The sequence below is a fragment of the Methylobacillus glycogenes JCM 2850 genome, assembly GCF_000617925.1.
GTDB lineage: Bacteria > Pseudomonadota > Gammaproteobacteria > Burkholderiales > Methylophilaceae > Methylobacillus > Methylobacillus glycogenes.
Genome location: NZ_BAMT01000001.1, coordinates 585,549 through 598,889 on the forward strand (window position 1 = coordinate 585,549; position 13,341 = coordinate 598,889).

At 53.3% G+C, this 13,341-nt stretch carries 16 protein-coding genes; 8 read left to right on the plus strand and 8 right to left on the minus strand.

The window, feature by feature from the left end:
* Positions 1–3 precede the first annotated feature (3 nt).
* The 5 genes from JCM2850_RS22290 (at position 4) to JCM2850_RS16650 (ending at position 3,673) form a co-directional block, all read left to right on the plus strand.
* Positions 4–159, plus strand: a complete 156-nt coding sequence (locus JCM2850_RS22290; protein ID WP_234406046.1) for a hypothetical protein — start codon at positions 4–6, stop codon at positions 157–159.
* 203 nt (positions 160–362) lie between these two features.
* Positions 363–1,187, plus strand: a complete 825-nt coding sequence (locus tag JCM2850_RS23750) for an ABC transporter ATP-binding protein (protein WP_369384805.1) — start codon at positions 363–365, stop codon at positions 1,185–1,187.
* Positions 1,184–2,125, plus strand: a complete 942-nt coding sequence (locus JCM2850_RS23755) for an ABC transporter ATP-binding protein (RefSeq protein WP_369384806.1) — start codon at positions 1,184–1,186, stop codon at positions 2,123–2,125. The genes JCM2850_RS23750 and JCM2850_RS23755 overlap by 4 nt, the downstream gene beginning before the upstream one ends.
* A 295-nt stretch (positions 2,126–2,420) precedes the next feature.
* Complete coding sequence (locus JCM2850_RS02845; protein WP_159105116.1) at positions 2,421–2,903, plus strand: helix-turn-helix transcriptional regulator; 483 nt, start codon at positions 2,421–2,423, stop codon at positions 2,901–2,903.
* A 62-nt stretch (positions 2,904–2,965) separates the two neighbouring features.
* Complete coding sequence (locus JCM2850_RS16650; RefSeq protein ID WP_051525229.1) at positions 2,966–3,673, plus strand: nucleotidyl transferase AbiEii/AbiGii toxin family protein; 708 nt, start codon at positions 2,966–2,968, stop codon at positions 3,671–3,673.
* A gap of 55 nt (positions 3,674–3,728) precedes the next feature.
* Here JCM2850_RS16650 and JCM2850_RS02855 read toward each other — a convergent pair whose 3' ends face one another.
* A complete protein-coding gene (locus JCM2850_RS02855) occupies positions 3,729–5,924 on the minus strand; it encodes a TonB-dependent receptor (protein ID WP_025869703.1) in 2,196 nt (731 codons plus the stop codon).
* Positions 5,925–6,404: 480 nt separating this feature from the next.
* Between JCM2850_RS02855 and JCM2850_RS22295 the strand changes: the two genes are divergently transcribed.
* Positions 6,405–6,884: a hypothetical protein gene (locus tag JCM2850_RS22295; RefSeq protein ID WP_234406047.1), complete on the plus strand. Its 480-nt coding sequence runs from the start codon at positions 6,405–6,407 to the stop codon at positions 6,882–6,884.
* Entirely contained in the window at positions 6,779–7,663 is an 885-nt protein-coding gene (locus tag JCM2850_RS16655; protein WP_234406075.1) for an alpha/beta hydrolase, read from the plus strand. Before JCM2850_RS22295 ends, JCM2850_RS16655 begins: the two co-directional genes overlap by 106 nt.
* Positions 7,664–7,788: 125 nt before the next feature.
* Here the strand turns inward: JCM2850_RS16655 and JCM2850_RS02870 are convergent, their stop codons facing one another.
* From JCM2850_RS02870 to JCM2850_RS16660, 4 genes are read right to left on the minus strand one after another with little or no spacing between them, the layout of a single operon-like run.
* A complete protein-coding gene (locus tag JCM2850_RS02870) occupies positions 7,789–8,187 on the minus strand; it encodes an alpha/beta hydrolase (protein WP_025869704.1) in 399 nt (132 codons plus the stop codon).
* Positions 8,165–8,557: an alpha/beta hydrolase gene (locus JCM2850_RS02875; RefSeq protein WP_025869705.1), complete on the minus strand. Its 393-nt coding sequence runs from the start codon at positions 8,555–8,557 to the stop codon at positions 8,165–8,167. The genes JCM2850_RS02870 and JCM2850_RS02875 overlap by 23 nt, the downstream gene beginning before the upstream one ends.
* Entirely contained in the window at positions 8,557–8,844 is a 288-nt protein-coding gene (locus JCM2850_RS21735) for a glutathione binding-like protein (RefSeq protein WP_199898231.1), read from the minus strand. The genes JCM2850_RS02875 and JCM2850_RS21735 overlap by 1 nt, the downstream gene beginning before the upstream one ends.
* On the minus strand, positions 8,754–9,215 hold the full coding sequence (locus JCM2850_RS16660; RefSeq protein ID WP_051525231.1) for a glutathione S-transferase N-terminal domain-containing protein: 462 nt from the start codon (positions 9,213–9,215) through the stop codon (positions 8,754–8,756). The genes JCM2850_RS21735 and JCM2850_RS16660 overlap by 91 nt, the downstream gene beginning before the upstream one ends.
* A gap of 260 nt (positions 9,216–9,475) precedes the next feature.
* Between JCM2850_RS16660 and JCM2850_RS02885 the strand changes: the two genes are divergently transcribed.
* Positions 9,476–9,751, plus strand: a complete 276-nt coding sequence (locus tag JCM2850_RS02885) for a cupin domain-containing protein (RefSeq protein WP_025869706.1) — start codon at positions 9,476–9,478, stop codon at positions 9,749–9,751.
* 161 nt (positions 9,752–9,912) lie between these two features.
* On the opposite strand, the gene JCM2850_RS22300 is transcribed toward JCM2850_RS02885, so the two are convergent.
* Genes JCM2850_RS22300 through map form a run of 3 tightly spaced genes read right to left on the minus strand, consistent with a single transcriptional unit; the run spans position 9,913 to position 13,317 of the window.
* Positions 9,913–11,484 (minus strand): HD domain-containing protein, encoded by a 1,572-nt coding sequence (locus JCM2850_RS22300; protein WP_234406048.1) that lies wholly within the window; start codon positions 11,482–11,484, stop codon positions 9,913–9,915.
* A gap of 5 nt (positions 11,485–11,489) precedes the next feature.
* Entirely contained in the window at positions 11,490–12,485 is a 996-nt protein-coding gene (locus JCM2850_RS22305) for a [protein-PII] uridylyltransferase family protein (RefSeq protein WP_234406049.1), read from the minus strand.
* Between the two features lie 25 nt (positions 12,486–12,510).
* Positions 12,511–13,317: a type I methionyl aminopeptidase gene (gene map / locus JCM2850_RS02895; protein WP_025869707.1), complete on the minus strand. Its 807-nt coding sequence runs from the start codon at positions 13,315–13,317 to the stop codon at positions 12,511–12,513.
* Positions 13,318–13,341: the final 24 nt, after the last annotated feature.

Sequence of the window (13,341 nt, forward strand, 5' to 3'; positions counted from 1 at the left end):
CAAGTGGCCGAGCGTCTGGATGATTTGGTGAAGCTGGGCGCAGATGCTTTTATTCTCGCCAGCACCCCGCATCTGGAAGAAGCATATCGCGTGGGCGAGGAAGTGTTGCCGCTGGTGCGCGGGCATGATGCTGCACCAGCACTGCGTGCTGTCGGTTAAACAGTTTTAATACTGACGCTGATAACCCCGTGTGGCGCGAGCTGCATGGGGTTTTTGCATGTTGAAACCGCAATCACGTCATGGCTGAAATTCTGGCCGTAACTATTTAAAATGCTTTACTACAATAACAAGTTTGCTGCTGCGCCCGAGTGTGCACCTCACTTCACACTCAAAAGCGCCAGCGTTTAACGTGAGTTTCCCTTATGCATCCCTTGATACGCCTGTTCAACCATGCGCGCCAATATAGACGCGACGCCTGGATAGCTTCGCTATATTCCTTACTCAATAAAATCTTTGATGTGCTGCCCGAAATCCTCATCGGCGTTGCTGTCGATGTGGTGGTGAATCAAAAAGCCTCATTCCTTGCTGGCCTGGGCATAGCCGAGCCGCGTGACCAGCTGGTGTTGCTGGCACTGCTAACGGTGATCATCTGGGTAGGCGAATCGCTGTTTCAGTATCTCTACGATGTGCGCTGGCGCAACCTGGCGCAAAACCTGCAGCATGATTTGCGCATGGAGGCCTATCAGCATGTGCAGCAACTGGAGCTGGCCTATTTTGAGCGCAACCGTAGCGGTAATCTGCTAGCCATACTCAATGAAGATATCAACCAGATGGAGCGCTTTTTCAATGGCGGCTTCAACAGCGTCATCCAGGTATTCTCTGGCACCTTGATGGTAGGCGCGGTGTTCTTCTTTCTCACCAAGGAGTTGGCTTTTCTGGCCTTGATTCCGGTGCCCTTCATTCTTTATGGCGCATTCTGGTTTCAGTCTAGGCTGGCAACGCGCTATACCTCGGTGCGTGAGACCGCAGGGGCTTTGGCCACCCGGCTCAACAATAATCTGCAAGGCATTGCCACGGTGAAGGCCTATGCCGCCGAGGAGATAGAAGCGCGGCATATTGCTGAAGCCTCGGATGATTACCGTGGCAAGAATGCAGAAGCCATACGATTATCTGCCGCCATTACGCCAGTAATCCGCATGGCAATTCTGGCGGGGTTTACCGTCACCTTGCTCTATGGTGCTTCATGACCCTTAATGGTGACCTAGGCGTGGGTAGCTATTCTGCCTTGGTTTACCTGACCCAGCGCCTGCTGTGGCCACTCACCGGGTTGGCCGAGTTGACCGATCTTTACCAGCGCTCCATGGCCTCAATCAATCGTGTCATGAATCTGCTGGATTCTCCGGTGGCGATTAACTACGCAGGCAAGAGTTTGCCCTTGAGCAATGTGCAGGGCGATATCCGTTTTGAACAGGTAGGCTTTGCCTATGAAGGGCAGGGCGGCAGGCCAGCATTATCAGGGTTTGATCTGCATATCCCCGCCGGGCAAACCATCGCCCTGGTGGGGGCCACAGGCGGCGGCAAGAGCACCATCACCAAACTGCTGCTGCGCTTTTATGAGCAGCAACAAGGCCACATACTGCTGGACGGTGACAATATTGCCAGCCTGAATCTGCAGGATTTACGCCGTGCCATAGGCTATGTGGCGCAAGATACTTTCCTGGCTGATGCCAGCATTGCCGAGAATATTGCCTACGGCCAGCCCAATGCCAGCCAAGAGGCGATAATCGCAGCCGCACGTGCTGCCGAGGCGCATGAGTTTATAGAACGCTTGCAGGATGGCTATGCCACCCAGGTCGGTGAGCGCGGCATGAAGCTTTCCGGCGGTCAGCGCCAGCGCCTGGCCCTGGCCCGTGCCATTTTGAAAAACCCGCCTGTGCTGATTCTGGATGAAGCCACTTCTGCGGTAGATAACGAGACCGAAGCGGCAATTCAACGCTCCTTGAACAAACTGGTGGTAGGTCGCACCAGCATCATTATTGCGCACAGGCTCTCTACGGTGCGGCATGCGCATACCATCCATGTGCTGGATCAAGGCCGTATTGTGCAATCGGGCACGCATGAGGAGCTGCTGGCGGCAGGTGGGCCTTATGCTGAATTGTGGCGCTTGCAGACTGGGGAGCTTTAATTAGCTGGCTCAGAGAGGATTGAATTGCTTAATGTGGATGAAAGCTGTTATGTGCATAGCAGCCTAGGTTTAAGCAACACTTCTGAGCCATGCGTGTTTGGATTCGTATATGTTTATTCAGTGGGTTGACATCAGTTTTTCTCCTTAAGCGATTGAATACGGTCTGACAAAAACCAAATTAAATGTACGGAAAATCGTACATATTTTTAGTTTTTATTTGAAAATGTGATTGACTCCAGCCATTGCTCTGTCTAATCTGCTAGTGATTGATCTGGCAATGTGCTTGGGGGCAAACATGAATAAACTGGATTTCATCTCGCAGTTAACCACCTTGCTCAAGGCGAGAAGATTGAAGACGGGCATGACGCAGGAGCAATTAGCCAAAGAGCTAGGCATGCGGCGTGCAACTGTAGTGGATGTTGAAAACGGCAAGAATGCTACCTTGCATAATATTGCGCGAATTGCAGACTTCCTCGACATTCAGATACTAAGCGTCGATAAGTTGGCTGAGTTGAGAAAAACGCTACCCGAAAAAGACAAACGCCCTCGCAAAATCAACGCCAGACAATATCCTCAGTTGCTGCAGTTGTTATGGGATAGGCAGCATGACTTCGATATCAACGCCACTCAGCCGCTCATGATCACGCTTGAGGAAGCCTATGGCTTATATGAAAAACATGCGCGCTTCGTTCAAGTAAGCCAAATGACAGCAAAAGAGCAGCGTTTTTTCACCCAGCTAAAAAATACGCTAGGAAACGGGGTTTATCTTGCTGCGTGAATATCAACGAGAGCACCACCAAAGAATTGCCCGCGTTTTAGCAAGCATGAACTGAGTTTCTCTTGCGGAATGAAGCATTTTTTGGCGGTGGAACTGCGATTGCCTTGCTACTGGATGAATATCGTATTTCGGTCGATATTGATTTTATGGTGGCGAGTAAAGCGGGCTATAAAGCGCTGCGTGAATCAGTGTTTGACCATGGCTTGAAGGAGTTTTTTGTCGATGGATTGGTGCCGGATCAGGCACGTGAACTCCGGGCGGACAGCGATGGGGTACGCACCGCTTTTGTGATTGACGGCCTTAATATCAAGTTTGAAGTAGTGCGGGAAAGCCGTATAGCGTTGACTGGCGCTATAGCCGATTTTACGGTGCCTAGCCTGAGCCGAGTGTCATTGTTTGCGGAAAAACTGCTGGCAAACGCGGATAGAGGCAATGCCGCAGATTCACAAAAAAAGGATATCTTGGATCTCCTAACCATGCAGATGGCCTGGGGTGCAATCCCTGATGAGTCCATTCAATTGGCGGCAGAGGCCTATTCTTACAAAGTGATTCAATCGGCATATGACAATGCCATGAGCGCGATTGCCGATTACCATCTGGCTGAGGTATTTGTGAGTCTGGGTATTCAGGGCAGGCAGCGTGCAGAATCATCTCAGCGATTGAAAGTGGTGTATATGCCCGCTTGCTACCTGCGGGAGCAAGCCAGACCTGAGTGTGACTGGCATGGGCTTGTGCTGTGCTGTGCTGTGCTGTGGGTATGCGGCTATTAGCCAAAACGAAAGGGGACTTGCGCCCCCTTTTTTCTGCTATTAAGCCCTGTTTTCCCTACCAGTCAAACTGCAATGAAGCGCCCACGGTACGGGGCGCCGCCATGGCACGACCCACCAGGTTTGAATTGGCGGTGTTTTGCGTTGCCTGCCAGTAGTCCTTGTCGGTGGCATTATCGACATAGGCAGTCAGCTTGATGCGCTCATCCGGGAAGATATAGCTGGCACGCAGGTTGACCAGAGTGTAGCCAGCGTGCTGCTGCACGGGGTTGTGTGGATCAATCGAGCTGAAGTGAAAGTTGCTGCGGGTGTTGACGTCACCACCCAGCACCAGTGAGCCCTTTGGCAGATTAAACTTGTAGCTGCCGCCCAGCACTGCGCTGATGCTTGGTGCACGGGCAAAGCTGTTACCAGAGAAGTCGCCGCCACGGCCATCAAGGTATTCCTTGTATTCCGTGTTCAGCAAGCCCAACGAGAAGTGCAGCTTGAGGTTATCGACTGGCACAGCCTGCAGGCTGAATTCTGCACCCTTGACGGCCGCGCTACCTGCATTCTGCATGCGCGAGACGGCGGCTGCTTGCTGTACATCCCAACGATAAACGTTGATCTGGATATCGTCATAGTCGTAGTAGAAGACTGCACCATTGGCCAGCAGACGACCTCCCAGCCACTCAGACTTCAGGCCAGCTTCATAAGAGATAATGAATTCGGGATCAAATGTACCTGCGTCCTCCTTTTGCGAAGCGGAAGTGATGTAGCCACCGCCCCTGAAACCCTTGGCGATCCGCAAGTAACCACGGATATTGTCGTTGAACTTGTATTCGGGGGTGACATCCCAGGTGACTTCACGCCATGTGCGGTCATTGTCGTAATTGACAAGCTCTGCAAGAGCGCCGCCGCCATTGGCAGGGTTCCACCAGTGACTGGTGGTATAGGCGCGCAAGGCACCACGATAGCGATACTGGTCGATGTCCTTGCTTTCCTTGTTCCAGCGTACGCCTCCTGTCAGGGCGAACTTGTCGGTGAAGTTGTAGGTAGCGCTACCGAAAATACCCAGACTATCGGTCTCGCTCGACCATGTGCCATTGTAGTAACCGGGCGGGTTGCTGCCAGCAGCCGTGCGGCTGTTAGTGATGGAGGAGCCGTCCAGTTGTGACTTGTAATAATGCAGGCCAGTGATCCAGTTGAAGCGATCTTCACGCGGTGAGGCGAAGCGGATTTCCTGCGAGAACTGTCGTGCCTCCTGCGAGCTGACGCTGCGATTGTCCGTGGTTGGGCCATTGTCGGCATCAGACTGGGAGAAGGATTTGACCTGTTCAAAACCTGTGATCGACGTCAGGGTGTAGCCTTTCAAGTCCCAGTTCAGGGTCAGCACGGCGCCACTTTGCTCATGAGTAGTCTCGGAAGGGCCATTGAAGTTGTAGACGCGGGATGGGAACTGGATGCCACCTGTGCCCTTGGGGGCGTAGAAGGTGTAGGAGGTCTGCTCGTCCTGCGTGTATTTACGGTAATGCACATTCAGCAGGGCATCCAGGTTTTCGCTCAGTTGCCCCAGCAATTGCCAGCGAATTGCCTGGTCTTCCAGTTCGCCGCGCTTGCCTTTGGTAATGTTCTTGGACCATTGGTCACGATTCTCGGAACTAAAGGAGATGCGGGTAGCGAGCTTGTCCTCTATCAATTGGGCATTGATGGCACCCTGCACCAGTTTCTGGTTAAAGCTGCCCACGGTGGCTTTAACCCAGCCATTATTGTCGAACTCAGGCTTGCGGCTCACTACGCTGATAGCGCCACCTGGACTGTTCTTGCCCCAGAGGGTACCTTGTGGGCCAGGCAGCACTTCCACACGGGCAATATCAAACAGCGGGCCTCCACTCATGAGTATAGGGCCGAGATAGACTTCATCAACGTAGTAGCCAATGGGGCTGACGTTATCTAGGCTGGGCTGGCCTGTGCCTATGCCGCGCAGGAACCAGCGCGGAAAGCCGTGATTGTCCAGTGTGGCGGCCGAGGCATTCGGGATAAAACGGGTAATCTCACCTGCTGTCAGCCCAGCATTGGCATCAAGCAATGTTTGGCCGTCAATCGCATTGACGGTGATCGGGACTTCCTGAATGGATTCTTCGCGCTTCTGCGCGGTGACCACCACGGACTGCAACAGCGGCGATGCTTTGCTATCACGCTCGGCTGGGCTATTGCGTTCTGCCTTGCCTTCACGTTCTGCGCTGTCGGCAGTGGCTGTCTCCTCAGCAGCCATTGCGAGGTTAGGCAGCCGCTGAGAGCGAGTGCCACGCTGGTTTGTAGGGTTAATCTTTTTAAGTTTAATTGCATTGTGTAATTCCCATGCTGATGGATGAGCTGGCATGAATGCCGCATGGAAAATGGCAAATACCATGCCATGGTTTGCCGGGAAAACATGACATGAGGAAATTAGCATTAAGTGATTGTTAGCTAATGTAAAAATACTTTTTACACAAATGCTTGCCTGGGATTTGATGCGCAAGATTTGCTGCATATGCAGCAGAAATATTTTGCGATTGTTGCCACAGCCACAATGCTGGCGGCTGTTGAGGCTCCCTGTCTTAGGCTCAACATCAATTTAAAGGGCAGTCAGCGCATGCAGCACAGGGGCTGCATGAAAATCGCCTTGATGATCACGCGGGGTGGAACAGCTTTTGCTGATTAGCCTGCCGGGACGGCCTAGGGTCGTTAACCGTCATCTAACAGGAGAAGCAAGATGCATATTTACAAAACCAAAACCTTGAGCAGCCTCGCTGCATTACTGGCGTTTTGGGCTAGCACTGATTTACAGGCGGCACGCGTGCCAGCGCCCGATCCATTGCAAGGCGATGGGCGGATATCAGACTTCTATCACTGGAAACAGGAGATTCCCAGCCAGCCAGGCAAATGGCTGCGTAGTGAGCCGCTGGAAGCAACATTGGGGCTGAGCAATGCGCAGCAGCAATATCGCGTGCTGTTTTCATCGACGGATGGCGTGGAAGGCAAAGCGCCCATCGTGGTGTCTGGCGCTGTATTTATCCCCAAAGGGCAAGCGCCTAAAAGCGGCTGGCCTGTGGTTCATGGGGCCATGGCACCTTTGGTGGGGCCGATATCTGCGCCCACTCCTGGCATGCGCGCTCCTACCGCGATGTACGCTACCTCAACACCTGGCTGGAGCAAGGCTTTGCCGTGGTGGCTTCGGATTATCAGGGGATAGGCGTGCCTGGTTTCAACCCGCAGTTTAATAATCGCTCCAATGCCTACACCATGCTGGATATCACACGTGCGGCGCTGACACATTTCAAGGGTCAGAATAAATCCGCGCTGCTGAGCAATCAGGTGGTGTTGGTGGGACAATCCCAGGGTGGCTCTGCTGTGGTAGCAGCGGGTGGCTATGCGCCGCAATATGCGCCTGAATTGGCCATCAAGGCCATTGTAGGCACTGGTATTGTCTATACCTCAGCCAATCAAGCCCCGCGTAGCCCCAACCCTGAGCGTGACAATGTGGTTGACCCGACGATTGCCTATAACTTCTACCATGTACTGGCAGCGCAGGCATTAGACCCCAGCCTAAACCCGGCCCAAATCTATAGTGAGCTTGCTTTGCCTTTGCTGGAGCAGGCGCGCACCAGTTGCCTGGCGGAGTTATCTGCGGATGTGGCGGGTGTGGGCCTGACCCGCGCCAATACGTACAAACCTGGCCATGAAACCATACTGCAACAGGCTACGCAGCGCTATGGCGATGATGTGCAGCGCAGCTTTCCAACTGTGAAATTAGCGGCGCCATTGTTTATAGGCGTGGGCGAGAAAGATGCGCTGCTGGAACCGGGCAAGCTGTTGGCACAAGATGCCTGCGCAGCCGGAAGCACTGTGGAACTTCACGTCTATGAAGAAAAAGACCATAGCGGCGCCGTTAACCAATCGCTGCAGCATTCACTGCCATTTGTGCGCAAGGCACTGGCTGGAGAGGCGATTAGCCCAGTCTGCAAGCCTTGATGCTGTGCCGCTATCATAGCGGCGATTGCAGCTTTAAGGTGTTTTTCGGTGATGATGCAGGGCAATGGCTTAACCCGGTTTTTTCGGGTTAAGCCATTATTATGAAGTGCAATGCAGTGTTGAAATCAATGCCCGGTAACACTGGCAGCAAAGCGCGTGGCAATGCGCGCTGCCAGCGCTAGCGTTTCTGCGGCGGCAGGCTGTTTATCCTCAGTGGCCAGAATATGGTTGCCATCCACCACGCTGATACGCGCGGGGCTAGCTTGTTGTCCCAGATAGCTATAAAGCTCATGAGTGGCACACACCGGGTCTTTATCCCCCAGTAGCCATAAACTGGGCCTGGTTTCATTGCTGAGCTTGGGGTATTGCACCTCCAGCCCCGGAGGGTTGCGGCAGGCTGGCGTCAACAGAATGGCAGATTCCAGCGCCGGGTCAGCAGCAAACACCCGCCAGGCTATGATAGAGCCCAGCGATTTGCCTGCGGCGATGATATGGCGCTGATCAGCAAGACTGTTGCCTTGCATAATGCAGCACGGTTTGCATATCTTCGATTTCAGCTTGTCGGTCTGCCGAAGGCTGGCCGCCTTTAGCTGCCACCTGATAGGCCCAGTTGAAGCGCAACACGGCAAAGCCCTGCTGCTGCAATTGTTTGGCTAGCTCAAGCTGCAATGGCTGGCGCGCATCATAACTGGTGCCCGAAGCCAGAATTACCACTGGAAACTGGCCCGCCCCCTTAGGCTTGTCACTAATGACTTCTATCGTAGCCCCTCTGGGGGTAGCTAGCGTGAACGTGGTTTCCGCAGATAGGGCAGGGGAAGTGCCTAGCCCAGCCAGAACAGCAAGGCTCCAAGATAAGTATTTTTTAAGTGGTGTCAGCATAAGTATCATGAGCATCAGGCGCTCAATTTGGCCGCATCCTGGCTACGCAACTGGCTTTCCGCAGCGAGCGCAGCCTGAACCGCAGGGTGAGCCAGCCAGCGCTTGAGATAGCTGTGAATGGCAGGGTACTTCTCCTCTGCGCTGATATCGGCACGTGGCAACCAGCTGAGAAACACCCCTACATACGCATCGGCAATCGTGAAATGCTCGCTTACCAACCAGTGGCCAGCTTCCAGGGTTCCCAGACGACGCTCGACATGGCCCAGCAACAGGTGCAACCGCTCCAGGCCTTTCTTGCGCACTTGTTGCTGCGCTTCTGGCTGATCGGTAAATAATTCAGGCCGGGTAACGGGGCGGAAAGCAGGGTGCAGGTCTGAATTGGCAAAGCTATCCATTCCTGAATGCGCGCGCGCAGTACGCTGCCAGCCGGGGCAAACAGCTGGGCTTCAGGTTTTAAATCACCCAGAAAAGGCAGAATCGCCGCGTTTTCAGTGATGATCTCGCCGCCATCCAGTTGCAGCGTAGGGACGCGGCCAAGAGGGTTGATGTCATAAATAGGGGAGCCAGGCTGACGCAATGCCACACGCACCAACTCGTGTGGAATATCCAAAGCCTTGAGCGCGACAATAGCCCCCAGCGAACAAGCACCAGGTGAAACATAAAGCGTGGTCATGCAATATCCTTATCTGAGCGTTAAATCTACAAGGCAAACGCAGAAAATATGCCAGCGCTAAGTGCTTGATATGGCGAGGCAGTGCTGTTGAATTTCACACCATGGTGTTGCATATGCAGCACTTGAGATGGGGAGTGTGGCTACAGGCGCAGTTTCGCAGCCTGGGTATGCCGCAGCGGGGTAGCGTGCTAGAATCTGCCGCATGCCGGGTTCCCGGCTGCTGTAAATACCCCGAATTTTTTGATTATCAAGGATGTTACATGAGCCAAATTACTGTTGAACACAACCCTAGCGAAGAAAAACTGAAGCAACTGGGTGTTGCTAGCTGGTCTATCTGGGAAAAGGAAGTTTCCAAGTTCCCACTGGATTTCGGTATCAAAGAAACTGCCTACGTTCTGGAAGGCGAAATCATTGTTACCCCTAAGGGTGGCGAGCCAGTACGCATCGTTCCAGGTGATCTGGTTGTGTTCCCTGCTGGTCTGGATACCAACTGGGAAGTGGTTAAGCCACTGCGCAAGCACTACAAGCACGGTTAATCAACGCCTAGCCGAAATTTTCGGCGCTTGATTGAAAAAGCCACACCTATGCAGGTGTGGCTTTTTTTATGATTCGCACATGCCTTGGCTGATGCTTGACGCTGTTTTTGCGCTTTGTATCAGTGCTGGATTTTGGGGCTGCGTTTTGGAACTGACGTGGACTAGAGTTGTTCTCGCAATAAATTATCCAGCGCATGTAGGGTGCTTGTGTCTAAGCGCTCGCCAGATTGGCCTGAGATGAGGAAAGTATCTTCTGCACGGTTGCCCAGGGTATTGATCTTGGCGTTGTGCAGGCTGATGTTGAGTTTGAGTAGGATATGGGCGATCAGGGATAGCAAGCCCGGCCTGTCATTGGTGGCGATATCCAGCATGGTGTAATGGCTATCGGGTTCGGCCTTGAGTGTGATTTCTGGCTTGATGGGCATGTGCTTGACCTGACGGCTCAGTCTGCCTTGCAGCGGGGCATCTGGGGGCTGCGAACTGGTCAGTTTTTGTGCCAGTTCAAACTCTATGTAATTTAATAAATCACGGTAACTAACGTGTTTATCTGATTGATCAAGAACTAAAAAATTATCAAGCGCGTAGCCGTGCTGGGTGGTGTAGACCTTGGCTTCAACAATGTTGTAGCCCATGCGTTCAAAACCGCTGCAGATGCGCGCAAAAATATCTGCGTGGTCTGGCATATAGATCATGGTTTGTATACCGTCGCCAGCCGGACTGAGTCTGGCACGAACGATGGGGCTGCGGGTGTTCAGATGTGTCAGCAGCAAGCGGGTGTTCCAGGCAATCTGTTGGGCATCGTGGCGCAGAAAGTAGGCAGGCCCCAATTGTTGCCAGAATGGTAGATAGCTTTGTTCTACCACCCCGTAATGGCTGAGCACTTCCTTGGCTTGTTCTTGCCGGATTTTCAGCTCGGCAAGAGGGTTGCTGCCACGCAATATGCGCTGTGTGGAGCGGTATAGGTTTTCCAGCAGTGCGGCTTTCCAGGCATTCCAGACTTTGGGGCTGGTGCCGCGGATATCGGCTACAGTCAGTAAATACAAGGCCGTCAGGCGATATTCATTGCCGACAAATTGGGCAAATTTCTCTACCACGGCAGGGTCTGAGAGGTCGGATTTCTGCGCGGTGCTCGACATCACCAGGTGTGCTTCTACCAGCCAGGCGACCAGTTTGCTATCTTCCAGCGGCAAATCATGCTGCTTGCAGAAGCGTAGGGCGTCTACCGCGCCCAGTGTGGAGTGATCACCGCCACGACCCTTGGCAATATCGTGGAACAAGGCGCCCAGGTAGAGCAGGTGTGGCTTGGGAAACTCCAGAAAAATACGGCTGCACAGCGGAAACTCGTGCGAAAACTGCGGCAAGGCAAAACGCCTGAGGTTGGCCAATACATTGAGAATATGCTCGTCTACGGTGTAGACGTGAAACAGATCATGCTGCATTTGCCCCGAGACGCGGCCAAAAGCTGGGATGTAGCGCGCCAGGATGCCGTAGCGGTTCATGCGTTTCAGGGTGTGGGTGATGCCTTGTGGTTGCTGCAATATCTGCATAAACACGCGTTTGTTTTGCGCGGCATGGCGGAATTGCGGCGTGATCAGGCTTTTGGTGCGGTGCAGGGCACGCAGCAGTTCCGCGCCCATGCCTTTCACTTCAGGGTGCTGCTGTAGCACCAGAAAACATTCAAGGATGGCATTGGGGTCATCATAAAGCAGGGTAGGGCTTTTGGTTTCTAGCAAGCCATTCACCGCCTCAAAGCGGCTATTGATGCTTTGTACACTGTGCTGCTCAGGTAGATGCGCTCGCGTAGCACTTGCAGCATGATTTCATTGATCAGGCTGACGAATTTGGCGCTCTGGTAAAAGCTGTGCATGAGCTGTTCGCTGGCACGCTTGCGCTTGGTGGTGACCAAGCCCAGCTGTTTGGCCAGTTCATTCTGAAAGTCAAACAGCAATCGGTCTTCACGTCGCTTGGAAAGATAATGCAGTCGCGCCCGCAGCATTTGCAAATTGCGCTCGTGACGGCGGGTTTGTTGGGCGGCTTGTTTGGAAATCACCCGACTTTTAACCAGCTCGCTCCAGGTGCTGCCAAGATTGCAGGCGCGCGCAATCCAGATGATGTTTTGTAGGTCACGCAGGCCGCCTGGGCTTTCCTTGATGTTAGGTTCAAGGTTGTAGGCGGTGTCGTTAAAGCGCGCGTGACGCTTGTGCTGCTCTTCCAGCTTGGCTGCCAAAAAGGCCTTGACCTCCATGCTGTCGCTGATCTGCTGTTGAAACTGGGTATAAAGCGCAGGTAAGCCGCTTAAATGCCTGGCTTCCAGCAAATTGGTTTGTACCGTGACGTCACGTTTGGCCTCGTCCAGGCATTCAGGCAGGGTGCGTACGCTATGGCCTATTGCCAAGCCTGTGTCCCAGAGCACACCCACCAGTTCTTCTACGCGCTGATTGGCGGCTGTATCTGCGTCATCCTGTAGCAGAATGAGGATGTCTATGTCTGAATAGGGGAATAACTCACCGCGGCCATAGCCACCTACTGCAATCAAGCTGGCGACATCATCCAGCGCAAACTCTTGCCAAAGTGCGCGCAAGATGCGGTCGGCCAAATCGGCCTGCGCCTTGAGCAGGCGCTGGATATTGGGCTTGTGCTGAAAAGCCTGGTGCAAGGCTTCTTGTTCATTTTGTAATTCCTGGCGCCATTTTCGCGCCAGGGAATCATGTGCTCGCAGGCCAGCTTGAGTCATTATTGCGTTGATTCAGTGGGTTGGTTCAAGGTTGCTTGATAAAACTAGGCGCAGCAGGGGTGTCCGCAGAAACTGTCAGCACCTCGTAACCACTTTCCGTGACCAGTACGGTGTGTTCCCATTGCGCAGACAGGCTGTGATCCTTGGTGACTATGGTCCAGCCGTCGCCCAATTGCTTGATATCGCGTTTGCCGGCATTGATCATAGGTTCAATGGTAAAGATCATACCTGGCTTAAGCACAGCACCGCGGCCTGGCTGGCCGTAATGCAGCACTTGCGGGTCTTCATGGAAGTTTTTACCTATGCCATGGCCACAAAACTCGCGCACCACGCTAAAACCGTGTTTTTCGGCGTAGGTCTGAATGGCGTGACCAATATCACCCAGCGTGGCGCCAGGTTTTACCTGGTCTATGCCTAGCCACATGCAATCGTAGGTGATCTCAGACAGGCGCTTGGCCTGAATGGAGATATCGCCCACATGGAACATGCGGCTGGTATCGCCGTAATAGCCATCCTTGATGACGGTGACATCTATATTAAGCACATCGCCATTCTTGAGAATTTTTTCACCCGGAATGCCATGGCATATCTGGTGATTTACCGAGGTGCAGATGGATTTAGGGTAGGGGGTATGGCCGTGAGGCGCATAGTTCAACGGGGCGGGAATGGTCTTCTGTACATTCACCATATAATCGTGGCACAGCTCATCCAGCTTGCCTGTGGTTACGCCCGGCTTCACGTGGGGCGTGATAAAATCCAGTACTTCTGCGGCGAGCTTGCAGGCAACGCGCATTTGTTCGATGTCTTTTTCGGTCTTGATATTGATTGCCATGAAGAGGTCGGGCTGTGGCCCACG